Here is a 26407-nt window from a genome sequence, read left to right on the forward strand (position 1 = left end):
ATCCCGCCCAGTGGCGGACTGGGTGGATACCTCGGTCGAGTTCTGTCGAGCAGCCGTCAACAAACTCGGTGTGGCGGATGGACTCAGGCACTGCCGGAGCCCTTTGGTCGAACACCCCGCGAACTTCGAGGGGTCTGCGTTTTCAGCGTTCGCGCCCGGCTGCTGGGCGCGTTCGCACGGTTGCCTCCAGAGGAGTCCCGCAGATCTTCAAGGTAGCACAGCGCTACGACTCAAATACAAACTGACGACATGACGAAGCCCCCCTACCTTCGCGGGTAGGGGGGCTTCGTCGTCAGTTCCGGGGCCAGTCGTGCCCGCGCCGGCCGCGGATCAGCAACGTGCCGATCTTCTTCTTACCCGCCTCGGGGGCAGGCAGGATGGTGACGGTGACCTCCTCGAAGCCGTGCTGCTTCAGCATCGTCGCCCAGGTGTCTGCGGGGTAGTCCCATCGCTTGACGATCGCAGGGTCCTCGTCGGCCCCGCGCGGGATGTACGACGCCTGGCAGCCGTAGCACCCCTCGACCGCAGGGTTCTGCGACATGGCGAACACGCCGCCGGGCTTCAGGCGCGCGTGGACGGCCGGGAGCATGAGGTCGGGATCGGTGAAGTAGGCGGCGCCGAACACCGAGTAGATCGCGTCGAAGTGGGTCGGCCACTTCTCCAGGAACTCCACCGCCTCGCCCTGGTGGATGTCCATGTCGACGTCAGGCCAGCGCTCCACCGCCTTGGCGATCTGCCGAGGCGACAGGTCGACCCCCACGGCACGCATCCCGAGGGTGGCCAGGTGCGCCAGGTTCCCGCCCGATCCGCACCCGAGGTCGAGGGCCGATTGCCCCTCGCGCAGATCCAGGAGCATCGCTCCCGGCCCGTGGTCAGGGTGCTGCGTCCAGTTGAACCAGGTCGTCTCCCCCTTCGCGTTCGTCGCCCGACGCTGGGGCTTGGTCTGCGCGTACGTGTCCCACGCTGCGCTTCGGGTGTCAGCCACTCATCATCCGTTCTCGATCACGGGCGCAGCCGCCCGGCAACGTGCACCGGGCGGCTGCGTACATCATGGGTCTACTTGCCCTTGGTCACCGGGCTGTCGGTGCACCCGGCGTAGCTCTGGGTGCAGTCGACCTTCCCCTCCGCCGGCCAGAAGTCGGCGTCGATCTTGAAGCCCGCCGCCTCGATGATGTCGCGGGTCCGGGCGAGCATCTTCCGACCCTCGGCGGGGTTGTGCGAGTTCCGGTCCGGAACGTGGTGGATGAACCCGGTGCCGAGGTTGTCGCAGAACGCGGCGTACGAGGCGGTGTGCAGCATGAAGGCGTGCCAGAACTGGTCGACCCGCAGGCTCGGCGCCATCTTCTCCTCGGTGGCGCCGGCCACGGCGAGGAAGGCGATCATCTGGTCCACGCCGCGCTCGCCGAGGTCGTCGGTGAGCTCGGGCCAGTAGTCCTCGCGGACGAACGCGATGAGGTCGGCGCGCATCTCGGGGCCGAGGAGGCTTGCCGCCTGCTCCGGTCGCACATTGGTGATGGTCACGTTTTTACCTTCCGTCGTCGGATGGTGCATGAACGTGCTGGTTTTGCCGGGCCCCGCCCCCTGGCACTCGACCAAGAGATCCACGGGGGCGGGGCGGCTCCCTCGCCCGGACTTGAACCGGGGTCTCCGCGCGGCAAGCAAGAACAGGCAAAGAACCTGCCGGACTGCGGTGCTCTTCCTGACTGAGCTACGGGGGATGGTGCCACCGCCCCGCCGGAGCGCGGGGTAGACGCCGACGAGGCGGTGGGCCGGTGACCCGCCCTGCCGCACGGGCGGGGGAGCCTGCGGGGTAGGTGCAGGGCGGGTCAGTTCAGAGGGCGCCGGCTACAGCGACGCCGAGGACCAGGCCGCATGAGGCGCTGATCATGATGATCATCAGTAAGCCGGCGTACCGGCCGAGGACGCGCATCACTGCTTCATCCTCGTTCGGTACGACCGCGTGATGATCTCGCGGTACCCGGTGTGCGTCGGGTTCCGTCCGGAGTGGATCAGCGCCCAGGACTGAGGAGCTTCCCAGTCACCACTGCCGTCCGACTTCTCCCCGCACTCCTTGCACTGCATGGCGTGCGTGACCGGCTCGGTGCCGGGCTCGCGGTCGGGCGTGATGGTCCACTTCGCCAGAGCGAAGACTCTGCTCACAGACCCCACCTCGACCGCTTGTTCGCGACGGCAAGGCGAGCACTCAGCTCCTCCTGCGCGCGGGGCGCAACGATCTCGCGCGGTTCCGCGTCCCACTCAAGGCCGCCGCTCAGGGGGCGGAGCTGCACCTTGCCGTGCTGCTCGCCCATCACGAGGCCGATCTTGCCGGTGCCCAAGTCCTTGGCCACCTCGCCGATTTCCGGTCTGGTTCCTTGGTCGCTCGCCATGACCACGAAGTTACGAGGGGTGAGCATGGTGAACCAGACATGCCCCGTGGTAGTTACCTGACTGATCGCCAGGAACTACTACGAGGCATGGTAGTTACCCTGCAACGCCCAGGTGAACGGCCATGTCGCGCATGTCCTGGGTCAGAGTGCGCTTGCGGTGACTCAGAATGTCCCGCATGACGTGACGGGCCATCGCCTGGTGTCGCAGCCACTCTGGAGCCTCGGCCTTGATGCCTGCGAGCTCGTCCATCGCGTCCTGGTGTGATCCGAGGAGCACGTGGGCCTTCGCGACGTCCAGGCGATGCCGAGACCAGTTGTTCGCGCTCGGCCGGCCGAGCCTCTTGACCGCCTTGCGGCCCACGGGCCCGTCGTCGGCCCGATTGAGCACTCCGCGGGCGTCCCCGATGAGGGCGAGGTCTTCAATCACCTTCGCCTCGGCCGTCACGGGCCCGAACGTCGTCCAGTGCTCCCGGAAGTCGATGTGCTCGCGGTCGAGGGCGCTCGCGGCGGTCGCAGCCATGCGTCGGGCCTGCTTGGCGACGTCGGGGCGGTTGTTGCGACGGGCAGCGGACGCGACACGGAGGTTCAGCTCGCCCCAGACGGCCCATTGGCCCGGCGTGGCGGTGGAAGGGCGGGGTTCGATCTCCTCGGCCGTGGTGGCGGCCAGTTGCTCGGCCTCGTCGAAGCGGTCCTGTCGCAGGAGGAGCCAGCCCATCCCGACGATGCCCGTGGCTGCGAGCTGGGTCTCGCCGGCATCGCGAGCGTCCATGATGGCCCGCGAGAGGGCGTGGTAGGCCATGTCGTAGCGCCTCACCTGGGTGAGGTACTTCCCGGCCAGGAGGAAGGCGGTAGCGCGTGTGACGACCGCCTGCTGGCGCGCTTCCCCGTCGCTGAGGGCGACCGCCGTCTCACTGGCGCGCAGAATGCCCGGCAGGCGCTTGGCGACGGAGTCGTAGCGGTCAGCGTGGTACAGGGAGTGCGAGTCGGCGATGTCCGAGTCGATCGAGTGCAGGTCTCGGATGTCGGTGGGCTCGGTCACCACCGTGGTCAGTCCGATCGGAGGCATGAGCGCCTTGCGGAGCTCGGTCAGCTTGGGGCCGTCGCCTTCCGCCTCATGGACGGGGGCCGGCGCCTCGGAGGCGAACAGGCTGGAGGTCGTGGTGCCGAGAGCTCGGGCGAGCGCGTGAATCGTCTCGACGGACGCAGTCCCGCCTTGCTCGACCTTGCGGATGGTGCCCACCGAGAGATCGGCCTCTTCGGCGAGCCGTTCCTGCGTCCATCCCTCGCGGCGCCGATGGTTGCGGACGTTCTCTTGGAGCGACATGGAATCACCTCCATGCCAGCGTACGCCGGTTGGTGAACGCAGAAGGCCCCCGTCCGGAGACGGGGGCCAACCGATCAGGCGCTCTACTTCGTCGAGCCGACCTCGAACTTGAAACCTGAAGAGTCCCCGCGAATCCCCTTGGTGTCGGCGATCACGCCCTTCAGCTTCTTGGCGAGGGCCTCGAAGAACATGCTGAGCGGAAACTCGTCCGGAAGCACGTCGTCGACGAGCTTGCGCGGGGGCAGGGAGAGGTCGAGGGCGTCGGGGCCCTTGGCCCACGTGGAGCCCGGGTGCGGGGCGAGGTAGGTGGAGACCAGCTCGTACGCCTTGAACCAGTGGACGAGCTTGGGGCGGTCGATGCCGTCGCGGTAGAGCTTCTCGATCTCGGCGCAGAGCTGGTTGGTGACCTCGGGGGCCCGCTGCCAGTCGATCTTGAGCGTGTTGTCCGTCCAGCGCACCACGTCGTGCCGGTGGAGGTACGCGAAGAGGAGCTGGCCGCCGAGGCCGTCGTAGTTGCGGTTCCGGTCGCCGGAGAGCGGGAAGCGGAACATGCGGTCGAAGAGGACGGCGTACTGGACGTCACGGCCGTGCGTGTTGCCCTCGGCCTCCAGCCTCACGGCCTCCTTGAAAGCGGTGAGGTCGCAGCGGAGCTCCTCCAGGCCGTACATCCAGAAGGGCTGGCGCTGCTTGATCATGAAGGGGTCGAAGGGCAGGTCGCCGTGGCTGTGGGTGCGGTCGTGGACCATGTCCCAGAGGACGAAGGCCTTCTCGCAGCGCTCCTGGTCGTCGATCATGGCGGCGATGTCGGCGGGCAGCTCGATGCCCAGGGTGTCGACGGCGGCCTCGGTGACCTTGCGGAAGCGGGCGGCCTCGCGGTCGCAGAAGATGCCGCCCCAGGTGAAGCGCTCGGGGGCCTCGCGGACGGCGATGGTCTCCGGGAAGAGGACGGCCGAGTGGGTGTCGTACCCGGCGGTGAAGTCCTCGAAGGTGATGCCGCAGAAGAGCGGGTTGTCGTAGCGGGTGCGCTCGAGGTCGGCGAGCCACTCGGGCCAGACCATGCGGAGCACGACGGCCTCGAGGTTGCGGTCCGGGTTGCCGTTCTGCGTGTACATCGGGAAGAGCACGAGGTGCTGGAGCCCGTCGGCGCGGTCGGCGGCCGGCTGGAAGGCGAGCAGCGCGTCCAGGAAGTCCGGCACCGCGAAGCCGCTCGCGGCCCACTTGCGCAGGTCGGAGACGAGGGCGCGGTGGTAGGCGGCGTCGTGCGGGAGGAGGGGGGCGAGCCGCTCGACCGCGGCGACGACCCGGTCGAGGGTCAGCTCGACGAGGGAGCGGGCGGGGGCGTCCTCGGCCTCGAAGTCGACGGAGCCGTCCGCCTGCTGCCAGGCGCGGATCTCCTCCACGGCGTTCTTGAGCTCGGGCCAGGCCGGGTGGTCGATCACCCGGGCGTCGGTGGATATCCCCTCACCGGTCACGTCCTGCACAAGAATTTCCGTCATGCCTCTTCCTCCACAGGAGAACCTCGCGTCAAGACACCGTATACATCGACGCTTCTCCCCCACAAGAGGAGCAAGGGAAATTATCCTGCGAGACCCCCCTGTCGACAGAAGTTTTTCCTGTCGCCAGAGGGTGAGGCCACGCTTCCGCCCTTCGGGGCGTTTCGGTGCCCGCGGGCCCGCCGGGCCCCGGCTCACACCAGCGGCTTGACCAGCAGCTCGAACTCCAGGTCGTCGCGCCGGGGCACGCCGAAGCGCTCGTCGCCGTAGGGGAACGGCGTCGTCCGGCCCGTCCGCCGGTAGCCGCGCCGCTCGTACCAGGCGATCAGCTCCTCGCGCACGGAGATCACCGTCATGTGCATCTCGCGCACGTCCCACAGCTCGCGCACCCGGCGCTCGGCCTCCGCGATGATCCGCTTGCCGAGGCCCGCGCCCTGGAGTTCGGGGCGGACGGCGAACATCCCGAAGTAGGCGGCCTCGCCGCGGTGCTCCAACTGGCAGCAGGCGACGGCCTCGCCGTCCCGCTCGACGACCAGGAGGCGGCTGCCGGGGGCGGTGATGACGGCGGCCACGCCCTCCGGGTCGGTGCGCTGCCCCTGGAGGATGTCCGCCTCCGTGGTCCAGCCGGCCCGGCTGGCGTCGCCCCGGTAGGCCGACTCCACGAGCGGGACGAGGACGGGGACGTCCTCCAGGACCGCTTCGCGATAGCTGATCCGGCCGGTCTCCTGGGACGTGGCGGTGTCCATGTACGGGGCTCCCCTCGGGCGTCGACGATCGGCGTGCGCGATCGTCCCGAGCCTAACGCGCGCACCTTTCGCTCCCCCTCGTACGCCCGTGCGCAACCGTGCGCCCGCGTACCCCTCCGGAGAGGCGGGCATCTTCCTGCGGAGGGACGGTGTCGAGGGGGAGGTGTGCCGTGCACGGACCGGCTCTGTCCGGGTGGCTGCTGGTCGCCCTGTGCGCGGTGACGGGCGTGTACTGCCTGCTGCGGATGCGCGCGTGCGCCGGGGAGGAGCGGCGGGCCGCGGGCGGCGAGGCGGTGATGGGGTTCGGGATGGCGTCCATGGCGCTGCCCGCGGCGGTCCTGAGGCCGCCGGGGTGGAGCTGGGCGGTGTACGCGGCGGTGTTCGGCGCGACGGCGCTGCACGGCCTGCTCGCCGCCCGGCACGGCGGCCACCACCTGCACCACCTGGTGGGCTCGCTCGCCATGGTCTACATGGCGGTGGCGATGGCGGTCCCGGGCGCGCCGGGGGCGCACGCGGGGCACACGGCGACGGGCGCGGGGGGCATACCCGTGCTCACGGGCGGGCTCCTCCTCTATTACGCGGCGTACGTGCTCCGCGCGGGGACGCGGCTCGTCCCGGTGGCGGCGCCCGCGGGCGGTCCGGCGCCGGCGGGCGGGGCGGACCGGGCGGGCGGGCCGGAGATGACGCTGGCGTGCCGTCTGTCGATGGCGCTGGGCATGGTGGCGATGCTCGTGACGCTCTGAACGCTCCGGGGGAGGCGAATCGCTCACCGGACGGAGGGGCACGCGTCCGACCGGCCGTCCGGCGGACAACGAAACCGTGGCGTACGTCACTTGATCTCCGCGCCCGTACCCCCGGCCGGTACCGCGCTCATAGGCTGGCGCCATGTGGGTCTCCCTCGCGCTGTTCCTGCTCGGCCTCCTGACCGCCCTCGCGGCCCCCCGGCTGCTGTCCCGGGCGGACTGGGTCGAGCGAGAACCCGTGGTGGCCCTGTGGGTGTGGCAGTGCGTGGTGGCCGCCGTCCTGCTGAGCTTCGCGCTCTCCATGACGTTCAGCGCCTCCGCCGCCTGGCAGGCCGTGCGGGGGCAGGTCTTCGCGCCCGCGCCGAGCGCCGTGGTCGAGGCGTACGAGCTCGGCACGAGCGGCCCCTGGTCCGCCGTGCTCGCGGTGGCCCTCGCGGCCGGCGGGGTGTGGTCCGGGGCGATGCTGGGCCGGGAGATCGGCCGGGCCCGCGCCCGGCGCCGGCAGCGCCGCTGCGACCTGCTCGTCCGCGCGCCCCTGATGCCCGGCGAGGAGCCGGGCGGCGAGCGCCTGGTGGTCCTGGAGGGTGAGCGGGCGGACGCCTGGTGGCTGGCGGGGCCCACGCCCCAGCTCGTCATCACCACGGCGGCGCTGCGCCGGCTGAAGGGGCGCCAACTGGACGCGGTCCTGGCGCACGAGCAGGGCCACGCCCGCGCCCGGCACGACTGGCTGCTGCACTGCTCGGCGGCGCTGGCCGCCGGTTTCCCGGGGATCCCCGTCTTCACGGCCTTCCGCGAGGAGATGCACCGCCTGGTGGAGCTGGCCGCCGACGACGTGGCCTCGCGCCGGTTCGGCCGTCTGACGATCGCGCTCGCGCTGGTCGGACTGAACGAGGACCGGGGGGTGTTCGGGCCCGGCCCGGCCCCGGGCGCGGGTCTGCCCCAGCGGGTGAACCGCCTCCTGACCGCGGCGCCCCGGCTCACCGCGGGGCGCCGGCTGCGCCTGACGGCGGCCGCGGCCCTGGTGCCCGTGGTCCCGGTGCTCGTGGCCTTCGTCCCGGCCCTGCGCGCGCTGGGCTAGAGGTCGGCCCCCGTGGTGTCCCGGGAGGCGCGCGGGACGTGCGGCACGGTATCCGGGGCGTGTGAGGGGTCGTGCGGCGGCGATCCTGGGGCAGGATCGGCGCATGCGCTCCTCCGCCGTGGTCTCCGGAGTCCTGTCCGCCCTGCTGCTCGCGCTCGTCGCCGCCAACTGGTCGCCGCTGCTCTCCTTCGACCGGTCGGTCGCAGAGGAGCTGCACCGCGGCGCCGTCGCCCACCCCGGCCTCACCCGCGTCAACCGCGTCCTGAGCGACTGGGTCTGGGACCCGTTGACGATGCGCGCCCTGGTCGCCGGCACGGCGGTGCTGCTGTGGTGGCGGAGGGAGCGGCGGCTCGCCCTGTGGGTGGTCGGGGCGAGCGTCCTCGCCGTGCTGCTCCAGCAGGGCCTGAAGGCACTGGTCGGGCGGGAGCGGCCCCAGTGGCCCGATCCGGTGGACCAGGCGCACTACGCGGCCTTCCCGTCCGGGCACGCGATGACGGCGACGGTCACCTGCGGCCTGCTGCTCTGGGTCCTCGCGCTGCACTGGCGGGAGGAGTGGCGCGGCTGGGGCGCGCTGGCGGGCGCCGCGGCCGTGTCGGTGCTCGGAGTGGGGTGGACCCGGGCCTATCTGGGCGTCCACTGGCCCTCGGACGTCGTCGGGGGGTGGCTCCTCGGCTGGTTCTGCGTGGCCGTGGCGATCCTCGCGTACCGCCGGGGCGAGCGGCGCGGGACACCGGCCGCGCCCGGGACCGGTGGCGCGGACGGTGGGAGCGGAAGGGCGGGGGAACGGTGAAGCCGCCTGTTCTGGACGATCCCCCGTGTCGCCCAGAACAGACGGCCTCCCCGGCGGTCCGCCACGGAGGCAGGCCGACGGGATGCGCCGAGTATATTGGCCGGCAGCCAGTCAACGCAGGAGTCCAGCATGTCCCCGCGTAGCCCATCGGTCAATGAAGAGCTCCGGCGACGGTCGCGGGAGCGCATTCTGCAGGCCACCGTGGAGCTCGTCGACACCAAGGGCTACGAGGCGACCACGCTCGGCGACATCGCGGAGCGGGCGGGTACGGCGCGGGGGCTGATCTCGTACTACTTCCCGGGCAAGCGGCAACTGCTCCAGTCGGCGGTGCACCGGCTGATGCACCTCACGCTGGAGGCGGCGCTCGAACGCGAGCCGCGCACGGAGGACGGCCGGGAGCGGCTGGCCCGCGCGATCGACGCGATCCTGGGGCTCGCGGTGGAGCGCCCGACCCTGATGCGGACCCACATGGCGGGCATCCTGCAGGCCGAGGGCTTCGTGCGGTGCGAGGAGCAGCAGCGCCTCGCCTTCCTGCTGCGCGACACGGTCGAGCGGTACGGCTCCGAGGACGTGGACACGGACTATCCGCTGCTGCGGGCGCTGCTGATGGGCGCGGTGGTGGCGGTGCTGCTGCCGGGGGCCCCGATGCCGTGGACGCGGCTGCGGTCGGAGCTGTTCGCGCGGTACGGCCTCGACTGGGAGCGGGGCGCGCCGCCGGACGGGGGTCCGCCCGACGGCGCGCCGTCGTTCAGGTCACCGGCGGGCCGCGAGGTGCGCGGCGGGCCGGATCAGTCGAAGTAGTACGGCTGCGTCTGGACGTTGAGCTCGTCCAGGCGGACCCGCTTCGCGGGGTCGGTGCGGCGGTCGGAGATCTTCAGGACGTCGAGGCCCTTGGCGATGTCGTTCGAGTAGATGTGGCCGTTGTAGTAGTAGGCGGACCACGAGCCGCCGACCGATAGGGTGGTGTCGGAGAGCGGGCCGCGCTCGAAGTAGGCGATCTCCTTCGGCTCGGCCGAGTCGGTGAAGTCCCAGACGGAGACGCCGCCCTGGTACCAGGCCTGGACCATGAGGTCCTTGCCCTCGACCGGGATCAGGGAGCCGTTGTGGGCGACGCAGTTCTCGGTGGCGGCCTGGTGGCGCGGGATCTTGAAGTAGCCGCGGAAGACGAGCTTGCGCTTCTTGCCCTTGCCGACGATGTCGTAGATGCCGTCGGCGCCCCGGTTCGGGCCGACCTCGGCGTTGCAGGTGGCCGCGCCGCCGCCGCCGAGCTCGTCGGTGAAGACGACCTTGTCGGCGTCCTGGTTGAAGGTCGCGGAGTGCCAGAACGCGAAGTTGACGTTGTCCTGGACGCGGTCGATCACCCGCGGGTGCTCGGGGTCCGAGATGTCGAAGAGGATGCCGTCGCCCATGCAGGCGCCGGCCGCGAGGTCCTCCTCGGGCAGCACGGTGATGTCGTGGCAGCCGGTGGTCTTGGAGACGCCCGGGTTGGTGGGGGCGCCGGGGTTGCCGCCGCCGTCCGGGCCCTCGCCCGGGAAGAGGACGGGGAAGCCGACGAGCTTCGCCTTCTGGGGCGCCTTGCGGGGCACCTTGATGACCGAGATGCCGTCGTGCGGGGGCTGGCAGTCCGGGAACGCGGCGCCGGGGCCGTACGACGAGACGTAGATGTACACGTCCTTGCGCTGCGGCACGATCGTGTGGGTGTGGGAGCCGCAGGCGGTCTCGACGGAGGCGACGTACTTCGGGTTCCTGATGTCGCTGATGTCGAAGATCTTCATGCCCTCCCAGGACTCCTTGACCGTGGCGGGCTGCGTGGTGCTCGCGCAGGAGTCGTCGCTCCGGGAGGAGTCGGTGGAGAGGAAGAGCAGGTCGCCGGAGACCGAGATGTCGTTCTGGGAGCCGGGGCAGAGGACCTGGGCGACGGTCTTCGGGGACTTCGGCCTGCTGATGTCGAAGATGCGGAAGCCGTCGTAGTTGCCGGCGAAGGCGTACTCGCCCTGGAAGGCGAGGTCCGTGTTGAGGCCCGGCAGGGCGTCCTTGGGGATGTTCGCGAGGTGCTCGATGTTCCGGGTGTGGACGATCTCGTCCACGCCGGGTATCTCGCCGCTCCGGATCGCGGAGCGCGCGTCGGCGGCCCGTTCCGAGGAGACCGCGGTCCGCGCGGGGGCGTCTCCCGGGTCGGGGATGGCGGCCACGGGCCCGGCGGCGAGCAGTGTGGCCAGCAGTCCGGCCGCGGCGGATGCCACGCCCAGGCGTCTGATCCGTCCACGCGGGTCGCGCGCGGCGGTCGTGGTACGCGGGGTACGCAACGAAGTCACTCCGTCCTCCCTGGTGTCCGTTCGGTCCTGAACGGGTGTGGGACCCCGGCAGTATCTTCCTTGCCGTGCACATCTCAACAGATGGCAACACAGACGTAATGAAGGATTCCGATCGGTCCCCTGGAGAAAGGTGCTAGGAACGGACCCGGTCCCGCAAGAACACCTGGAGGTCGCGTTGTTGATCCGCCGTCAGCGTGCCGTCGCCGTCGCGGCCCTGTCCGCCGTCGCCGTACTCGCCCTGGGTGCCTGCGACTCGGCGCCGGAAGAGGACGCGCCGCGGGCGGCGTCGACCGGGGGGACGGTGATCGCGCCGGGGAAGCCGGGCGAACCGGCCCGGCGGGTCTCCCCCGAGGAGGCCGCCCGGCTGCTGCCCGACGAGAGCCCGAACGGCGCGGACTTCCGGTACGTCCAGATGATGATCGTGCACCACCGCCAGGCCCTGACGATGACGGAACTGGTGCCGGGGCGGGCGGAGTCCGACGGGGTCAGGAAGGTCGCCGAACGCATCTCGGCCGCGCAGAAGCCGGAGATCGGCGCGATGGAGGGGTGGCTGGAGAAGAACGGCGGGCCGCGCGAGCAGGGGGCGCACGACCACCACGCGATGCCGGGCATGGCCACGGACGCCCAGTTGGCCGCGTTGCGGAAGGCCCGGGGGAAGGCATTCGACGAGCTCTTCCTGAAGCTCATGATCACGCACCACCAGGGGGCCGTGACGATGGCGGCGGAGCTGCTGGGCGCGGGCAACAACGGCCTCGTGGAGGAGATGGCGAACGACGTGATCGCCCAGCAGACGTCGGAGATCAACCGGATGCGCTCGCTGTAGGGACGGGCCCTTCCCGGCGGCCGTCAGGCCGTCGCGCCGCCGTCGCCGCCCCCGTTTCCGTCGCCGCTCCCGTCTCCGTTCCCGTCGCGGCCGGCCTGGGCCTCCGCCGCCGCGAGGACGGTGTCGAGGAGGCCGGGGAAGAGGGCGTCGAGGTCCTCCCTGCGCAGGACGTTGAGCTTCGCCGTCCCCCGGTACACCTGCCGGACGACCCCGCTCTCGCGCAGCACCCGGAAGTGGTGCGTCGTCGTGGACTTGGTCACCGGCAGGTCGAAGTACGAGCAGCTCAGCTCGGTGTCCTCGCGCGCCATGTCGCGCACGATCCGCAGGCGCACGGCGTCCGCGAGCGCGTGCAGCACGTCTTCGAGGCGGATCCGGTCGCGCGCGGGGTGTTCGAGGACGCGCGAGCTGGTGGTGGTCGTCATGGCGGCGGCTCCACTTCTCCGGGAAGGAGCCATTGTACGAGGAACCTCGTAGTTTGACAGACGCCGTAGTACGGTGAGTATCGTACGAGCGTCCTCACGGCATCCCGGAACCGAGGCACCCCGAAACGGAGTCCGTCATGAGCGTCGCCCTGTTCGAGCCCTTCACCCTGAGGTCCCTGACCTTCCCCAACCGGGTCTGGATGGCGCCCATGTGCCAGTACTCGGCGGAGACGACCGGACCGGAGGCGGGGGTCGCCCGTGACTGGCACTTCGCCCACTACGCCGCCCGCGCCACCGGCGGCGCCGGACTGATCCTGGTCGAGGCGACCGCGGTGGCCCCCGAGGGCCGCATCAGCCCGGCGGACCTCGGCCTCTGGAACGACGCGCAGACCGAGGGGCTGCGGCGGATCGCCGGCTTCCTCAAGGAGCACGGCACCGTTCCGGGGATCCAGATCGGTCACGCCGGCCGCAAGGCCTCCACCAACCGCCCCTGGGAGGGCCGCGGGCCCGTCGCGCCCGGCGGCGACGGCTGGCAGCCCTCCGGTCCCAGCCCGGTCCCGTTCGCCGAGGACCACCCGGTGCCGACCGAGCTGACCGAGGAGCGGATCCGGGAGATCACCGGGCAGTTCGCGGACGCGGCCCGCCGCGCCCTGGCGGCCGGGTTCGAGGTCGTCGAGGTGCACGGTGCCCACGGCTACCTCATCGGCGAGTTCCTCTCCCCGCACAGCAACCACCGCACGGACGCGTACGGCGGCTCCTTCGAGAACCGGACCCGCTTCGCCCTGGAGGTCGTCGACGCGGTGCGGGCCGTGTGGCCCGAGGACCTGCCCGTCTTCTTCCGCGTCTCGGCCACCGACTGGCTGGAGGAGCGGGGCTGGACGGCCGACGAGACCGTGCGGTTCGCCGCGCTGCTGCGCGAGCACGGCGTGGACCTCCTCGACGTCTCCAGCGGCGGCAACGGCGGACCGGCCCGGATCCCGGTCGGCCCCGGCTACCAGGTGCCCTTCGCCGCCCGCGTCAAGGCGGAGACCGGGCTGCCCGTGGCCGCCGTCGGGCTCATCACCGAGAGCGGACAGGCCGAGAAGATCGTCGCCAACGGCGAGGCCGACGCGGTCCTCCTGGGCCGCGAGCTGCTGCGCGACGCCTCCTGGCCCCGCCGCGCCGCCCGCGAGCTGGGCGCGGAGACCCACGCTCCGTCGCAGTACGCCTGGGCGATCTGACGGGGTCCCCGGGAATCCGGAGGCGTGTCCGGAAGGCGCGCCCCGGGGGTCCGGGGCGCGTCCCGGAGGCGCCTGCCGGAGGCCCTGGGGCGCGTCCGGGAGGCGTTGTCAGTGGGCGGGTGCAGACTGGCCGTATCCGTGACAAAGGCGTCCTGGAGGTGGCAGCCATGCCCGACGTACTCCTCACCGTGGGAACCCGCAAGGGCCTCTTCATCGGCCGAAGGCACGACGGACGATGGGAGTTCGGGGAACCGGCGTTCCCCGCGCAGGCGGTGTACTCGGTCGCCGTCGACACCCGGGGGCCGGCCCCGCGCCTGCTCGTCGGCGGGGACAGCGCCCACTGGGGGCCGTCCGTCTTCCACTCCGACGACCTCGGCCGGAGCTGGACGGAGCCGGCCCGGCCGGCCGTGCGGTTCCCCGAGGACACCGGGGCCTCCCTGGAGCGCGTCTGGCAACTGCACCCGGCGCCGGAGCACTCCCCCGGCGTGGTGTACGCGGGGACGGAGCCGGCCGCGCTCTTCCGGTCGGCGGACGGCGGCGAGTCCTTCGAGCTGGTCCGCCCGCTGTGGGAGCACCCGACCCGGTCGCGGTGGGAGCCCGGCGGGGGCGGCGAGGCCGTGCACACCGTGGTCACCGACCCCCGCGACCCCGACGCGCTCACGGTCGCGGTGTCGACCGCCGGGGTCTTCCGGTCGAGGGACGGCGGGGCGGCCTGGGAGCCCTCCAACGAGGGCGTGTCCGCGGTGTTCCTGCCGGACCCGCACCCCGAGTTCGGGCAGTGCGTCCACAAGATCGCCCAGGACGCGGGCGATCCGGACCGGCTCTACCTCCAGAACCACTGGGGCGTCTTCCGCAGCGACGACGCGGGCGCCCTCTGGTCCGACATCGGCGCGGGGCTCCCCTCCGACTTCGGGTTCGCGGTCGCCGCGCACCCCCACCGCCCCGGCACCGCCTACCTCTTCCCCATCACGGCGGACTCCGACCGGGTGCCCGCGGGCCGCCGGTGCCGGGTCTACCGCACGACCGACGCCGGGGACACATGGAAGCCGCTGACGGCCGGGCTGCCCGGGGGCGACCACTACGGCACGGTGCTGCGGGACGCGCTGTGCACGGACGACGCGGACCCGGCGGGCGTCTACTTCGGCAACCGGAACGGCGAGGTGTACGCGAGCGCCGACGACGGGGACACCTGGCACCTCCTCGCCGAGCACCTGCCGGACGTGCTGTGCGTGCGGGCGGCGGTGGTCTGAGGGGCACCGCCCGCGCCCCGGGTCAGGGCAGGCGCCAGTCCACCGGCTGCGCGCCCAGGCCGAGCAGGAGTTCGTTGGCGCGGCTGAAGGGCCGGGAGCCGAAGAAGCCCCGGTCCGCCGACATCGGGGAGGGGTGCGCGGACTCGACCGCCGGGAGGCCGTTCAGGAACGGGCGGGTGTTGCGGGCGTCGCGGCCCCACAGGATCGACACCAGGGGCTTGCCCCGGGCCGCGAGGGCGCGGATCGCCTGCTCGGTGACCTCCTCCCAGCCCTTGTCCCGGTGGGCGCCCGGCTTGCGCGGGGCGGTGGTCAGCGCCCTGTTGAGCAGCAGGACGCCCTGGCGGGTCCAGGGGGTCAGGTCGCCGTTGGACGGCCGGGGCAGGCCCAGGTCGGTGTGCAGCTCCCGGAAGATGTTCTCCAGGCTGCCGGGCAGGGAGCGGACCTCGGGCGCGACCGCGAAGCTCAGCCCGATCGCCATCCCCGGGGTGGGGTAGGGGTCCTGACCCACGATCAGGACCCGCACGTCGTCGAAGGGCTGCTGGAAGGCCCGCAGGACGTTCGGCCCGGAGGGCAGATAGGTCCGGCCCGCGGCGATCTCCGCCCGCAGGAAGTCGCCCATGGCCGCCACACGGTCCGCGACGGGGCTCAGGGCCTCCGCCCAGCCGGGCTCCACCAGTTCACTCAAAGGTCGCGCTGTCACGGTCCGTCACTCTACCGGCCTACAGTGACAACGGGCCCGGACGTCCACCGGGCCTCCCCCTCCCCGTACGAGGACGGTGCACCTTGGTTTCCGCGAACGCCCCCTCCCACGGTCCCGGCGGCCTGGTCGTCGGCGTGGACTCCGGCGGTTCGGGGCTGCGGATCGCCCTGGCCGACGCCGCGACCGGCATGCTCCTCGGCGACCGCGCCTCGCGCGAGCCGGTGCGGACCGGGCCGGGCGGGATCTCCGCCGCCCACTTCCTGGAGCAGGTCCTGCCGGCCGTCGGCGCCCTGACGGAGCCCTTCGGCGGGCGCCCGGTGCTCGCCGCGGCCGTGGGCGCCGCCGGCATGGCGACCCTCGGGGACGAGCTGCGGGCCGAGCTGCCGGGCGCGCTGGCGGCGGCGTGGGGGGTGCGGCGGCTCGCGCTCGCGGCCGACGCGATCACCGCGTACGCGGGGGCGCTCGGACAGCGGCCGGGCGCGGTCGTCGCGGGCGGCACCGGGATGATCGCGCTCGGCACGGACCTGGCGGCCTGGCGGCGGGCCGACGGCTGGGGGCACCTCCTGGGCGACTGCGGCAGCGGCGCCTGGATCGGCCGGGCGGGCCTGGAGGCGGCCGTGCGCGCGTACGACGGGCGGCGCGGCGGTTCGGCGGCCCTCCTGGACCGGGCCGAGAAGCTGTTCGGACCGATGGCGGGCCTTCCGGGCGTGCTCTATCCGCGGACGGACCGGCCCGCGGTGCTCGCCTCCTTCGCGCCCGAGGTGGGGCGCTGCGCCCCGGAGGACCCGGTGGCGGCGGACATCCTCGCGCGGGCCGGTACGCACATCGCGGAGGCGGCCGGGGCCGCGTGCCCGGCCGGGACCGGGGCCGTGGTGGCCCTGACCGGGGGCCTGTTCAGGATGGGTGACCCCCTGCTCGTACCCCTGCGGGCCGCGCTCGGGGAGCTGCTTCCGCACGCCCGGACGGTGGAGGCCGCGGGGGATCCGCTGGCCGGGGCGATCTCCCTCGCCTCGGCGCTCGCCACCGGGACGCTCCGGCTGCCGGAGGACCCGTCGCTGCTCCGGCTGTTCGGCGCGGGGGCCTCGTAGCGGGGTGTCCGCCCAGGTGGGGGCCGGTGTGGCGGGCCGGGCGCGGGCGGAGGCGGGACCGGAGGGAAACGGAAGCGGAACGGAAGGGGCGCCGGGGACGGGACATAGGGGGACAGAAGGCGCGTGACCGCACCTCAGCGAACGGCGGCGGGGTCGAAACCAGTAGCATGCGGCGCCATGAGCTCCCCCACTGGGCCTGCTTCCGGCCTGCCTGTACGAATGCCTCGACCCCGCCAGTCCGGGCGGCACCGTCGCCCCGAACCCGCGGCGGCGCCCGAGGGCGCTCCCGCACTGGTTCTCGCCGTGCCCGGCGTGCCGTCCGCCGCCATACGCTCGCTGGCCGAAGAGGTCGTGAGCATCGCCCGTTCCGAGCTGCCCGGCCTGGAGGCCGTGATCGGCTTCCTGGAGGGCGACGACGTCGAGTTCCCCTCCCTGGCGAACGTGCTGACGGCCGTCGAGGCGCTGCGCACCCAGCGGTACGAGCTGGCCGTGGCCGCCGGCCGCGAGGTCACCGCCCCGACGGGTCCGGCCGCGGTCGTCGTCCCGCTGCTCGCCGGACCGGACAGCGCCCAGACGCGCCGGGTCCGCCAGGCCGTGATGGACGGCGGCAACACCGCCGAGCTGACCGACGTCCTCGGTCCGCACCCGCTGCTCGCCGAGGCGCTGCACGTGCGCCTGTCGGAGGCGGGCCTGGCCCGCGCCGACCGCGCCCGCCTGTTCACGGTCACCACGGCCGCCGACGGCATCATCCTGGCCACGGTCGGCGGTGAGGAGGCCGTGCAGGCCGCCGGGATCACCGGCATGCTGCTCGCCGCGCGCCTCGCCGTGCCGGTGATCGCCGCCGCGCTCGACCAGGAGGGCTCGATCGCCTCCGTCGCCGAGCAGCTCCGCGCCGCGGGCTCGGAGCAGCTCGCCCTCGCGCCGTACCTGATCGGTCCCGAACTGGCCGAGGGGCTCCTCGACGAGGCCTCGAAGGAGGCCGGGTGCGCCGCCGCCGAGCCGCTGGGCGCCTACCCGGCGATCGGCAAGCTGGTCCTCTCGCAGTACTCGGCCGCGCTCGGCATCCCGCCGCAGCAGCCGCAGGGCGCGCCCGCGCTCTGAGGGTCGCGACGCCGTTCGCCGCTCCCACGGAAGGGCCCGCACCGGTCGGTGCGGGCCCTTCGGCGCGTCCGGGGGCGAGGAGGCCCGGGGGTCAGCCCAGGACGACGCAGGAGGCCGCCGGGGCCTCGATCGCGCCCGCGCGGGACGGGACGCCGGTCCCGGGGTCGAGGGAGAACCAGGTGACGTCGCCGGAGCGCTCGTTCGCCGCGTACAGGTGCCGTCCCGAGGGGGCGAGGGTCAGGTCGCGGGGCCAGGTGCCGCCGCAGGGCACGGTGGCGGTCAGCTCGGCCTTCGACCCGTCCGGGTCGAGGGCGAGGACGGCGAGGGCGTCGTCGCCGCGGATCGCGGCCCAGAGGAAGCGCCCGTCGGGGGCGACGACCACCTCGGAGGGGAAGCTGGGGCCGGGGGCGCCCTCGGGGACGACGCGGGTCTCGCCGAGCGGTTCGAGGGTGCCGGTCTCCGCGTCCCAGCGGCAGACGGTGAGGACGGGCTCCAGCTCGTGCAGGACGTACGCGTGCGTGCCGGACGGGTGGAAGGCGAGGTGGCGCGGGCCCGTGCCGGGGCGCAGCGCGGTCTCGGCGTGGAGGGAGGGCTCCTCGGTCGCGGGGTCGAGGGCGTGGATCCACACGGAGTCGGTGCCGAGGTCCACGCTCAGGACCCAGCGGCCGCTGGGGTCGGGAAGCACCTGGTGGGCGTGCGGGCCGCTCTGGCGGTCCGCGACGGGCCCGCTCCCCTCGTGGCGCAGGACCGCCGTGGCGGGACGGACGGTGCCGTCGACGGCCAGGGGCAGGACGGTGACGCTGCCGGAGGTGTAGTTGGCGGTCAGGACGTGCCCTCCGGCCAGGGAGAGGTGGGTGGGTCCGGAGCCGTCGACGGGGACGGGCGCGCCGAGCGGCCGGGGCTCGGGCCCGGTGACGTCGAAGGCGGCCACGGCGCCCGCATCGGTCTCGGACACGGCGTAGAGCAGGGGGCCGGCGAGGGCGAGGAAGGACGGGTCGGCGACGGCGTCGCTCGCGCCGGTGACGGTCAGCGCGCCCGTCCCGGCATCCACGTCGGCGACGAGGACCCCGGGTCCGCCCGCCGAGGTGAAGGAGCCGATCCAGGCCCGTACCGCGCCCTCGTGCTCCCCGTTCCGGACCGTTCCTGCGTCGCCCACGGCGTCTCCCCTGTCCCGGCGCCGGCCTCGTCCGGCCGGCCGTTCCGCGGCCGACGGTAGCAGGGGTCTAGACCAAGAGGCCGGAACCTGGACCGGTTCCGGCCCCCGAGTGCGGGCGGTCGGTTCAGGCGGCCGGGACCAGGGGTGCGCGCGGGGAGGTGCGCAGGGGCGCCGCGAGGTCGACGAGGGCCTGCTCCAGGCCGTGCAGGTGGCCGAGGGCGGCCTCGGCGCCGGGGTGGTGGTGCGGCACCCCGGCCGCCTCGGCGACCGCGGACCGTGCGGGCTCCGCCGGGGGTACGAGGGCGTGGACGGCGGCCTCGACGCGCCAGGCGGCGGCCGCGAGCCGGGCGTCGTGCGAGGCGTCCGGGTCGGCGGCGACGGCGGCGAGGCCCCTGATCTCGCGGGCGCAGTCGTCCAGGAGGGCGAGCACCCGGCGGGCGCGGGCCTTGCGGGCGCGCAGCGGGCTCAGCGGGTGCACGAGCGGGGCGAGGGAGAGCCGGACCCGGCCGAGCAGGAGTTCCAGCTCGGCGGCGTGCGGCGCCGGGTCGGCGGCCGGGTCGCCGGCGAGCCGGCGGGCGGCGGCCGTGGTGCAGGTGTGGACGCAGGTCACGGCCCGCTCGATCCAGGCGTTGGTGGCGGCGTGGGTGGTCACGGGCAGCAGGGCCACGCCGATCGCGGCGCCGATCGCGCCGGCGGCGGTCTCCTGGAAGCGCAGGAGCAGCAGCCCGGGGTGCAGGACGCCGAGCAGCCCGTAGAGCAGACCGGCCATGACGGTCACGAAGAACATCATCCAGCTATAGGAGAGCGGGGCGGTGTAGAAGATCCCGAAGACGCACACGGCGACCAGGAGGGCCGTCGGGGCGGGCGCGCCGCCCAGGGGGACGGCGATCAGGAGCCCGGCGGCGATGCCGGTGACGGTGCCGAGGACCCGGCGGAAGCCCCGGACGAGGGTCTCGCCGCGCGAGGCGGTGTTGACGAAGATCCACCAGGCGGTGCCGACGGCCCAGTACCAGCGCTCGTGGGAGATCAACTGACCGGCGGCGAGGGCGACGGCGCAGGCGGCGGTGGCCTGGAAGGCCTGGCGGGTGGTGTGGCGGGCGAGGCCGGCGCCCGGCAGCGGGAGGGGCGCGGCGGGCGGCGGGACGCGCCGCTCGACGCACCAGGCGCCGAAGCGGACGGCACCGGAGGCGAGCAGGGCGAGGGCCACGGCCGCGTACAGCTCCGGCAACTGCGCGGGGAGCGCGTGCAGGAACTGCGTCACGAAGAACTGCATGAAGGCGAAGATGCCGAGGGCGTGTCCGCGCGGCCCCCAGCGGCGGGCGTAGACCCCGGCGAAGACGACGAGGAGCCAGGCGGCGTCGCGCAGGAGGGGGAGGTCGTGGAGGAGGGTCGCCAGGGCGAGGACGGGGAAGCCGGCGGCGGGCAGCAGGGCGGTGGTGACGGCCTGGCGGCGCACGGTCGGGTCGCCCACGGTGAAGAGGGCGAGCAGCGCGGCGAGGCCGGCCGTGATGGAGGCGGTGAGGGAGAACCCCGCGAGCTCGGCGAGCGCGACCGCGAGGCCGATGCCGAGGACCGCCCGCAGGGAGACGCGCAGTCGGACGAGCCCCGGATCCGGGGCCACGAACATCTTCTTCACGGCTGTGGCCGCCCCCTTGTCTTGCCTTCCGCCGGCCGCGCGGCGCCCCGGGGTGGTGGGGTCGCGCGGACACGACGAAGGCGCCGCGGTCCGGACCGGCCTCGTCGCCGCCCCGGCGCTGCACGGCGCCGAAAGTACGTGGATACGACACAGGAAAACATCGAGGGCCCCATTGGCTCAACTCATCGCCGATGTGCTGGACCATCGGTCCAGTGAACGGATCGTCCGACGCTCCACTGGTGGGCCAACGGACCATCTCCGCCGGATCGGCGCCGCCGTGACGGGCGGGGACGGCGGTCCGGATCGCGGAAGGAGGCACTCCGGGCCTCGACGGTTCGCCCCGCTCCCGCCTATCCTCGCTTCTTACTTACCCGTCAGTAACAGCTCCGCACCGTCGCCTCGGAGGACCGCCATGCCCCGGCCCGCACATTCCGCCCTCGCTCTCGCCGGCCTGCTGGCCGCCGCGGGCGCCACCCACTTCCTCGCGCCGAAGCCGTTCGACTCGATCGTGCCGCGCGCCCTGCCGGGCAGCCCGAGGACCTGGACGCGGGTCAGCGGGGTCGCCGAGCTGGCGCTCGCCGCCGGTCTCGCGGCGCCGAGGACGCGCCGGGCGAGCGCCCGCGCGAGCGCCCTCTTCTTCGCGGCCGTCTTCCCGGCCAACGTGAAGATGGCGTACGACTGGCGCCACCGCCCGGCGGCGGCCAGGGCCGTCGCCTACGGCCGCCTCCCCCTCCAGCTCCCCCTGGTCCTCTGGGCCGGGCACGCGGCCCGCGCGGAGGACTGAGCGGCGCGGAGGCCCGGGAAGCGTAGAGTCGCCCCGGGCGGACGGGACCGAAGGAGGCCGGCGGGGCATGGCGGTGGACGAGCTCGACACCCGGATCCTGCGACTGCTGATCGAGCAGCCGAGGACGAGCGTGCGCGAGTACGCGCGGATCCTGGGCGTGGCGCGGGGCACCGTACAGGCCCGGATCGACCGGCTCGAACGGGACGGGGTGATCACCGCGACCGGCCCCGTCCTCTCCCCCGCCGCCCTCGGCCACCCGGTTCTCGCCTTCGTGCACGTCGAGGTGACCCAGGGACACCTGGACGAGGTCGGGGACGCCCTCGCGTCCGTGCCGGAGATCGTGGAGGCCTTCTCCATCACCGGGGGCGGCGACCTGCTGACCCGGGTGGTGGCGCGCGACGCCGGGCACCTGGAGGACGTCATCCAGCGCCTCATCCGACTGCCCGGGGTGGTCCGCACCCGGACCGAGATCGCGCTACGCGAGCGGGTGCCCCACCGGCTGCTGCCGCTGGTCGAGGCGATCGGGCGGGGACCCGGGGCTTCCTGAGCCTCCACCCAGGGCCGCATATGCGGCTGAAACGCTTACGTATGCATTGCACATGCAGCGAGAAGCCGTCTAATCTTGCGCGCATGCAGTCCTACACCATCGGGCAGGCGGCCCGCCTGCTGGGCGTCAGCCCCGACACCGCACGCCGCTGGGCCGACGCGGGCCGGGTCACCACCCACCGCGACGAGAACGGCCGGCGGCTCATCGACGGCCGCGACCTCGCCGCCTTCTCCGTCGAGGTCGGGCAGGGCGCCGCCGGGGAGGGCGAGGAGTCGTACACCTCGGCGCGCAACGCGTTCCCCGGGATCGTGACCGCCGTCAAGCTCGGGGACGTCGCGGCCCAGGTCGAGATCCAGGCCGGTCCGCACCGGCTCGTCTCGCTGCTCACCCGGGAGGCCGTGGAGGAACTGGGCCTGGAGGTCGGCATGCAGGCCACCGCGCGCGTGAAGTCGACCAGCGTGCACATCGACGTGACCTGACGGGCGCGACCCGACCGGGCGCGGCCCGACCGGACGTGACCCGACCGAACGCGGCCCGACCGGACGTGACCCGACCGCGTACGGGCCGGGGGCGGCGGGCTCAGCGGAGGCTCCGGGCGACCAGGACCGCCACGTCGTCCTGGGCCGATCCGCCGAGGAGCCGTACGAGGACCTCGTCGCACAGCGCGCCTAGGGGCCGGTCGAGGGGCCGGAGCGCCCGGGCGAGCTGCCCCATGCCCTGGTCGAGGTCCCGGTCGCGGGCCTCGACGAGACCGTCCGTGTAGAGGACGAGGAGCCCTCCCCGGGGCAGGACGACCTCCTCCGTGCCGAAGTCGTGGGCGCCCGTGCCCAGCGGGGTGCCCGGCGGCCCTTCGAGGAAGCCGACGGCCCCGTCCGGGGTGGCGACGGCCGGCGGCGGATGCCCCGCGCGGGCGATCGTCCAGCGGCCGGCGGCCGGGTCGTGGACCGCGTACACGCAGGTCGCCATCTCGTCCTCGCCCAGGTCGGCCACGACCGCGTCGAGGGAGCTGAGCATCCGGGCCGGCGGGATGTCGTGGCGGGCCAGGGTCCGCACGGCGGTGCGCAACTGGCCCATGACGGCCGCCGCGTGGATGCCGTGGCCCATGACGTCGCCGATGACGAGCCCGGTCCTGCCGCCCGGCAGGGCGATGGCGTCGTACCAGTCGCCGCCGACGTCGTGGGCGCTCGCGGGCAGGTAGCGGCCGGTGAGTTCGAGACCGTCGACGGCGGGGAGCGCGTGGTTGATGAGGGAGCGCTGGAGGGTGAGGGCGGCCTCCCGCTGGGTGGTGTAGAGCCGGGCGTTGTCGATGTTGAGGGCGGCGCGGGCCACGACCTCGTCGACGAGGATCCGGTCCTGGGCGTCGAAGGGCTCGCGGTCGCGCAGCCGGGTCACCGTGATCGTGCCGAGGACCTTGCCCCGGGCCACGAGGGGGACGAGCCGCGCCGAGCCGATGCGGGCGGCGAAGTAGGTGCGCAGCGGTTCGGCGCGCGGGCCGCCGAAGAGGGCCGGGAGGTCGGACGTGTAGAGGTCGGTGGGCCGCCCCTGGGCGACGGCCCGCTCGTACGCGGAGTCGAGCGGGATCTGGAAGGTCTGCCCCGGTACGAGCTGGGCCGTGGGGGCGGTCGGTTCGGGGAAGCGGGCGGCGAGCCGCCGCAGGACGCCCCGGGTGGAGGCGGCCGACTCGTCCGGCGCGAGGACCGACTCCAGCATCTGCACGTCGGCGGAGTCGGCGAGCTGGGGGACGAGGAAGCGGACGGCCTCCTCGGCCGTCCGCACGAGGTCCAGGCTGGTGCCGATCCTGGTGCCGGCCTCCGCGAGCAGGGCGAAGCGGTGCCGGGCCCGCTCGACCTCGCCGTGCGCCTCCTGGCTCTCGGTGATGTCGACGAGGGAGGCGATGAGCCCGAGGGGCCGGCGGTCGCCGCGGTCGAGGAGCGGGGCGTAGGAGCAGGACCAGACGCGGTCGCGGCCGGGGTCGGCGGGGGTGCGGCCGACCCGGCGGGCGTCGACGACGGCGGTGCCGGTGTGGAGGACCTGGCGCATGAGGGCTTCGAGCGAGTCGGCGTTGACACCCGGCACGACCTCGGCGAGGCGGCGGCCGACGTGCTCGGCGGCCGGGACGCCGTTCATCAGGGCCAGGGCGTCGTTGACGCGCAGGAAGCGCAGGTCGGGACCGAGGAGGGCCAGGCCGATGGGCGACTGGGTGAAGAGGCTCTCCATCGCCGCCAGGTTCTCGCGCATCCGCAGGACCTCGGAGGTCTCCACGGCGATGAGCATCGCCCCCGTCCGCCCCTCGGGGTCGGCGGCCGGCACGATCCACATCTCCATGGCGACCGTGTGGCCGTCGCGGTGGCGGACGGGCAGCGTGCCCATGATGGTCTCGCCCGCCTGGACGCGGACGGTGAGCCGGTCGGCGAGCTCCCGGTTGGCGTCGGGGACGAGGAGCGGGGTGGCGAGCCGGCCGAGCACGTGCTCGGGGCGGTGGCCGAGGAGGTCCTGGGCGGCGAGGGACCACTCGACGATGCGGCCGTCGGCGTCCTCCCGCCAGAGGGCGATCGGCAGCAGCTCGCGGAGCACGCCGGCGTCCCCCACGGCCGCCCGGGGCGGCTGCGGAACCCTGCTCGACGACTGGTGAGTCTCCAACGCATCGCCCCACGCCTCGGCCGGCCCCAGGGGGCGCGATTCCTACCGAATCACCCTATCCGAGACATCGTCGGCGGGCGCTGCGCGTGCGGCCGTTCGGTGTTCCCGGGCGCTCGGGGGCGGAAGGTGACAGTACGGGCCGGTAACGGCGAAGATCTGGGCGGACGCTCCGGGTGGACGCGTACGGGACGTGGATCCGTACGGGATGCGGATCCGTACGGGACGCGGATCCGTACGGACTCGGGCGGACGTGAACGTGTACGGCGAAGGGGGCGGCGGGCCGGCCGGGGGGCCGGTACCGCTCCGAGGACCAGAGAACGACCCGAGTACAGGGGTGCGCGCGTGAGCAGAGTGATCGACGGCCGTTTCGAGCTGGTGGAGCGGCTGGGCGGGGGCGGCATGGGGACGGTGTGGCGCGCCCGCGACCTGGCCCTCCACCGGGACGTGGCGCTCAAGGAGGTGCGTCCGCCGGACCCCGCGATGGCCGAGTACGACACCGAGGGCGCGCGGACCCTGCGGGAGCGGGTGCTGCGGGAGGCGCGCGCCCTGGCCCGGATCGACCACCCCGGCGTGGTGACGATCCACCACATCGTGGACGCGGGCGAGGGCACCTATCCGTGGCTCGTGATGGAGCTGGTCACCGGGGGCTCGCTCCAGGACCGGCTCGACCGGGGCACGATGGCCCCCGCCGAGGCCGCCGCGCTCGGCCGCGAGCTGCTCTCGGCGCTGCGCGCCGCCCACGGCCTGGGCATCGAGCACCGCGACGTGAAGCCCGCCAACGTCCTGCTGCGGCCCGACGGGCGGCCGGTCCTCACCGACTTCGGCATCGCGGCGATCCAGGAGTCCACCTCCCTGACCGCCTCCGGTTCGATCATCGGCTCGCCGGACTACATGGCGCCCGAGCGGATCCGGGGCGGCACGAGCGGCCCGGCGGCCGACCTGTGGTCGCTGGCCATGCTGCTGTACGTGGCGGTGGAGGGCCGCCATCCGCTGCGCAGGGAGAACACCCTGGCGACCCTGGCGGCGGTCATCTCCGACGACGTGCCTCCCCCGGTCCGGGCCGGCGCGCTGACCGGCGTACTGACCCGGCTCCTCGTACGGGACCCGGCGGCGCGCCCGGGCGCGGAGGAGCTGGACCGGGCTCTGGCGGCCGTCGCGACGGGGGCGCCGGGGGACGGCGGGGCGGTACGGGACCGGGTGCCGGGCTTCGGGGCGCCGGGGTCGGGGACGCCCGGTTTCGGGGCGCCGGGCTCCGGGACGGCCGGGTACGCAGGCCACGGAGGTCCCGGAGCCGGTCCCGAGGGGGCGACCTCGTTCCACCTCGCGCCGCCGGCCGCGGGTCCGACGGGGGTTCCGGGGGCGGGCGCCCCGGCGGACTTTCCCAGCGCGTCCCCCGCGACCGCCCCGGTGGCGGCGGGCGCTCCCGGGCGGCGGCGCGGGCGGCGCCTCGTCGTGGCGGCCGCCGTGGTGGCGGTCCTGGCGGTGGGGATACCCGTCGCCGTCGTGAACTGGGACCGGGGAGCGCACGAGCCGGACGACCGGCCGACCGTCGCCGCCCCCTCGCAGCAGGTCCCGGGCGCCCAGCGGCCCGTGGGGTCGGCGGCGCCCACGACGGCCCCCGCGGAGGAGCCCACGGCGGAGGAGACCGCCGGCAAGGCGGACCTGCTGACGCCCGCCGGGGTCCGGGCCGCCGTCGCCGCCGTCGAGGAGGCCTCGGGCGGCGCCAAGGTCAGCAGGTTCGTCGTGTACCCGGACTACGCGATCGCCGAGGCGATGGTCAAGGGCAGCACGAAGCGGTACGACCAGTACATGTACCGGGGCGGGGACGTGGCCGTCCGGCAGGGCCCCGGCGGCACCGTCTTCCCCGGCTCGGTCCCGGTGGACCTGGACTCCTTCGCGTGGGACGCCCTGCCGACGCTCCTGAAGCGTGCCGAGAAGGAGCTGGGGGTGAAGGATCCGACCAGCCGCTACCTGGTCGTCAGCCCGGCCTCGACACTGACGAACAGCGACGCCGGGATGAGCGTCTACCTGTCCGGCGCGTACGGATCCGCCTATCTGGCGGCCGACGCGAAGGGACGGGTGACCGCCACCTATCCCCTCGAGGACTGACGGCCCCGATCCGCCGGGCCGGCCTCGGGGTGGCGGAATGCCCCCGCCGCCTCCG

Annotated in this window: 26 protein-coding genes and 1 tRNA gene; 13 read left to right on the forward strand and 14 right to left on the reverse strand. The window is 73.7% G+C overall.

The window, feature by feature from the left end; genetic code table 11:
* Positions 1-292 precede the first annotated feature (292 nt).
* The 8 genes from ACFYNX_RS27670 to ACFYNX_RS27705 all read right to left on the reverse strand — a co-directional run bounded on the left by ACFYNX_RS27670 (position 293) and on the right by ACFYNX_RS27705 (position 5950).
* Positions 293-985 carry a class I SAM-dependent methyltransferase gene (locus tag ACFYNX_RS27670; protein WP_388665161.1) on the reverse strand — a complete coding sequence of 231 codons (693 nt, stop codon included), beginning with the start codon at positions 983-985 and terminating at the stop codon, positions 293-295.
* A 71-nt stretch (positions 986-1056) separates the two neighbouring features.
* Complete coding sequence (locus tag ACFYNX_RS27675; protein ID WP_388665163.1) at positions 1057-1521, reverse strand: glycine-rich domain-containing protein; 465 nt, start codon at positions 1519-1521, stop codon at positions 1057-1059.
* Between the two features lie 97 nt (positions 1522-1618).
* A tRNA-OTHER gene (locus ACFYNX_RS27680) sits at positions 1619-1718 on the reverse strand.
* A gap of 211 nt (positions 1719-1929) precedes the next feature.
* Entirely contained in the window at positions 1930-2160 is a 231-nt protein-coding gene (locus ACFYNX_RS27685; protein ID WP_388665165.1) for a hypothetical protein, read from the reverse strand.
* Positions 2157-2387 carry a hypothetical protein gene (locus tag ACFYNX_RS27690; protein ID WP_388665166.1) on the reverse strand — a complete coding sequence of 77 codons (231 nt, stop codon included), beginning with the start codon at positions 2385-2387 and terminating at the stop codon, positions 2157-2159. Before ACFYNX_RS27690 ends, ACFYNX_RS27685 begins: the two co-directional genes overlap by 4 nt.
* 94 nt (positions 2388-2481) lie before the next feature.
* On the reverse strand, positions 2482-3711 hold the full coding sequence (locus tag ACFYNX_RS27695; protein ID WP_388665168.1) for a helix-turn-helix domain-containing protein: 1230 nt from the start codon (positions 3709-3711) through the stop codon (positions 2482-2484).
* A gap of 83 nt (positions 3712-3794) precedes the next feature.
* Positions 3795-5207, reverse strand: coding sequence for a DUF6421 family protein (locus ACFYNX_RS27700; protein WP_388665170.1), 1413 nt, complete (start codon positions 5205-5207; stop codon positions 3795-3797).
* Between the two features lie 191 nt (positions 5208-5398).
* Positions 5399-5950, reverse strand: a complete 552-nt coding sequence (locus ACFYNX_RS27705) for a GNAT family N-acetyltransferase (protein ID WP_388665172.1) — start codon at positions 5948-5950, stop codon at positions 5399-5401.
* Positions 5951-6120: 170 nt separating this feature from the next.
* Between ACFYNX_RS27705 and ACFYNX_RS27710 the strand changes: the two genes are divergently transcribed.
* The 4 genes from ACFYNX_RS27710 to ACFYNX_RS27725 all read left to right on the forward strand — a co-directional run bounded on the left by ACFYNX_RS27710 (position 6121) and on the right by ACFYNX_RS27725 (position 9362).
* Positions 6121-6693, forward strand: a complete 573-nt coding sequence (locus ACFYNX_RS27710; RefSeq protein WP_388665174.1) for a DUF5134 domain-containing protein — start codon at positions 6121-6123, stop codon at positions 6691-6693.
* Positions 6694-6835: 142 nt separating this feature from the next.
* Positions 6836-7771: a M56 family metallopeptidase gene (locus ACFYNX_RS27715; protein ID WP_365548108.1), complete on the forward strand. Its 936-nt coding sequence runs from the start codon at positions 6836-6838 to the stop codon at positions 7769-7771.
* Positions 7772-7874: 103 nt separating this feature from the next.
* The gene (locus ACFYNX_RS27720) at positions 7875-8561 is read left to right on the forward strand and encodes a phosphatase PAP2 family protein (RefSeq protein WP_388665176.1); all 687 of its coding nucleotides are present in this window, start codon (positions 7875-7877) and stop codon (positions 8559-8561) included.
* Positions 8562-8690: 129 nt separating this feature from the next.
* Positions 8691-9362 (forward strand): TetR/AcrR family transcriptional regulator, encoded by a 672-nt coding sequence (locus ACFYNX_RS27725; RefSeq protein WP_388665178.1) that lies wholly within the window; start codon positions 8691-8693, stop codon positions 9360-9362.
* On the opposite strand, the gene ACFYNX_RS27730 is transcribed toward ACFYNX_RS27725, so the two are convergent.
* The gene (locus ACFYNX_RS27730; protein WP_365548114.1) at positions 9350-10876 is read right to left on the reverse strand and encodes a hypothetical protein; all 1527 of its coding nucleotides are present in this window, start codon (positions 10874-10876) and stop codon (positions 9350-9352) included. The genes ACFYNX_RS27725 and ACFYNX_RS27730 overlap by 13 nt on opposite strands.
* A gap of 175 nt (positions 10877-11051) precedes the next feature.
* Between ACFYNX_RS27730 and ACFYNX_RS27735 the strand changes: the two genes are divergently transcribed.
* Positions 11052-11699 (forward strand): DUF305 domain-containing protein, encoded by a 648-nt coding sequence (locus ACFYNX_RS27735; RefSeq protein ID WP_388665181.1) that lies wholly within the window; start codon positions 11052-11054, stop codon positions 11697-11699.
* A 23-nt stretch (positions 11700-11722) separates the two neighbouring features.
* On the opposite strand, the gene ACFYNX_RS27740 is transcribed toward ACFYNX_RS27735, so the two are convergent.
* Entirely contained in the window at positions 11723-12121 is a 399-nt protein-coding gene (locus ACFYNX_RS27740; RefSeq protein ID WP_388665183.1) for an ArsR/SmtB family transcription factor, read from the reverse strand.
* A 137-nt stretch (positions 12122-12258) separates the two neighbouring features.
* On the opposite strand from ACFYNX_RS27740, the gene ACFYNX_RS27745 reads away from it, so the two are divergent.
* Both ACFYNX_RS27745 and ACFYNX_RS27750 read left to right on the forward strand, forming a co-directional pair.
* A complete protein-coding gene (locus tag ACFYNX_RS27745) occupies positions 12259-13341 on the forward strand; it encodes an NADH:flavin oxidoreductase/NADH oxidase (RefSeq protein WP_388665185.1) in 1083 nt (360 codons plus the stop codon).
* A 167-nt stretch (positions 13342-13508) separates the two neighbouring features.
* On the forward strand, positions 13509-14591 hold the full coding sequence (locus tag ACFYNX_RS27750) for a WD40/YVTN/BNR-like repeat-containing protein (RefSeq protein ID WP_388665187.1): 1083 nt from the start codon (positions 13509-13511) through the stop codon (positions 14589-14591).
* A 22-nt stretch (positions 14592-14613) separates the two neighbouring features.
* Here ACFYNX_RS27750 and ACFYNX_RS27755 read toward each other — a convergent pair whose 3' ends face one another.
* A complete protein-coding gene (locus ACFYNX_RS27755; RefSeq protein ID WP_125666912.1) occupies positions 14614-15291 on the reverse strand; it encodes a uracil-DNA glycosylase in 678 nt (225 codons plus the stop codon).
* A gap of 83 nt (positions 15292-15374) precedes the next feature.
* Between ACFYNX_RS27755 and ACFYNX_RS27760 the strand changes: the two genes are divergently transcribed.
* On the forward strand, positions 15375-16379 hold the full coding sequence (locus ACFYNX_RS27760) for an N-acetylglucosamine kinase (RefSeq protein WP_388665189.1): 1005 nt from the start codon (positions 15375-15377) through the stop codon (positions 16377-16379).
* A 177-nt stretch (positions 16380-16556) separates the two neighbouring features.
* Positions 16557-17480 carry a sirohydrochlorin chelatase gene (locus ACFYNX_RS27765; RefSeq protein WP_125666910.1) on the forward strand — a complete coding sequence of 308 codons (924 nt, stop codon included), beginning with the start codon at positions 16557-16559 and terminating at the stop codon, positions 17478-17480.
* A 91-nt stretch (positions 17481-17571) separates the two neighbouring features.
* Here the strand turns inward: ACFYNX_RS27765 and ACFYNX_RS27770 are convergent, their stop codons facing one another.
* Both ACFYNX_RS27770 and ACFYNX_RS27775 read right to left on the reverse strand, forming a co-directional pair.
* Positions 17572-18636, reverse strand: coding sequence for a lactonase family protein (locus ACFYNX_RS27770; RefSeq protein ID WP_388665192.1), 1065 nt, complete (start codon positions 18634-18636; stop codon positions 17572-17574).
* 124 nt (positions 18637-18760) lie between these two features.
* Positions 18761-20263: an FUSC family protein gene (locus ACFYNX_RS27775; protein WP_388665479.1), complete on the reverse strand. Its 1503-nt coding sequence runs from the start codon at positions 20261-20263 to the stop codon at positions 18761-18763.
* A gap of 421 nt (positions 20264-20684) precedes the next feature.
* Here ACFYNX_RS27775 and ACFYNX_RS27780 point away from each other — a divergent pair, with 421 nt between their 5' ends.
* The 3 genes from ACFYNX_RS27780 to ACFYNX_RS27790 all read left to right on the forward strand — a co-directional run bounded on the left by ACFYNX_RS27780 (position 20685) and on the right by ACFYNX_RS27790 (position 22082).
* Positions 20685-21056, forward strand: a complete 372-nt coding sequence (locus ACFYNX_RS27780; protein ID WP_388665194.1) for a hypothetical protein — start codon at positions 20685-20687, stop codon at positions 21054-21056.
* A gap of 67 nt (positions 21057-21123) precedes the next feature.
* Complete coding sequence (locus ACFYNX_RS27785) at positions 21124-21603, forward strand: Lrp/AsnC family transcriptional regulator (RefSeq protein WP_388665196.1); 480 nt, start codon at positions 21124-21126, stop codon at positions 21601-21603.
* An 83-nt stretch (positions 21604-21686) separates the two neighbouring features.
* On the forward strand, positions 21687-22082 hold the full coding sequence (locus tag ACFYNX_RS27790) for a molybdopterin-binding protein (protein WP_125668274.1): 396 nt from the start codon (positions 21687-21689) through the stop codon (positions 22080-22082).
* A gap of 100 nt (positions 22083-22182) precedes the next feature.
* Here the strand turns inward: ACFYNX_RS27790 and ACFYNX_RS27795 are convergent, their stop codons facing one another.
* Positions 22183-24177 (reverse strand): SpoIIE family protein phosphatase, encoded by a 1995-nt coding sequence (locus tag ACFYNX_RS27795; RefSeq protein ID WP_388665198.1) that lies wholly within the window; start codon positions 24175-24177, stop codon positions 22183-22185.
* A gap of 465 nt (positions 24178-24642) precedes the next feature.
* On the opposite strand from ACFYNX_RS27795, the gene ACFYNX_RS27800 reads away from it, so the two are divergent.
* Positions 24643-26352 carry a protein kinase gene (locus ACFYNX_RS27800; protein ID WP_388665481.1) on the forward strand — a complete coding sequence of 570 codons (1710 nt, stop codon included), beginning with the start codon at positions 24643-24645 and terminating at the stop codon, positions 26350-26352.
* Positions 26353-26407 lie beyond the last annotated feature (55 nt).

Origin of the sequence: Streptomyces sp. NPDC007872 (genome assembly GCF_042868165.1) — a bacterium.
Lineage (GTDB): Bacteria > Actinomycetota > Actinomycetes > Streptomycetales > Streptomycetaceae > Streptomyces.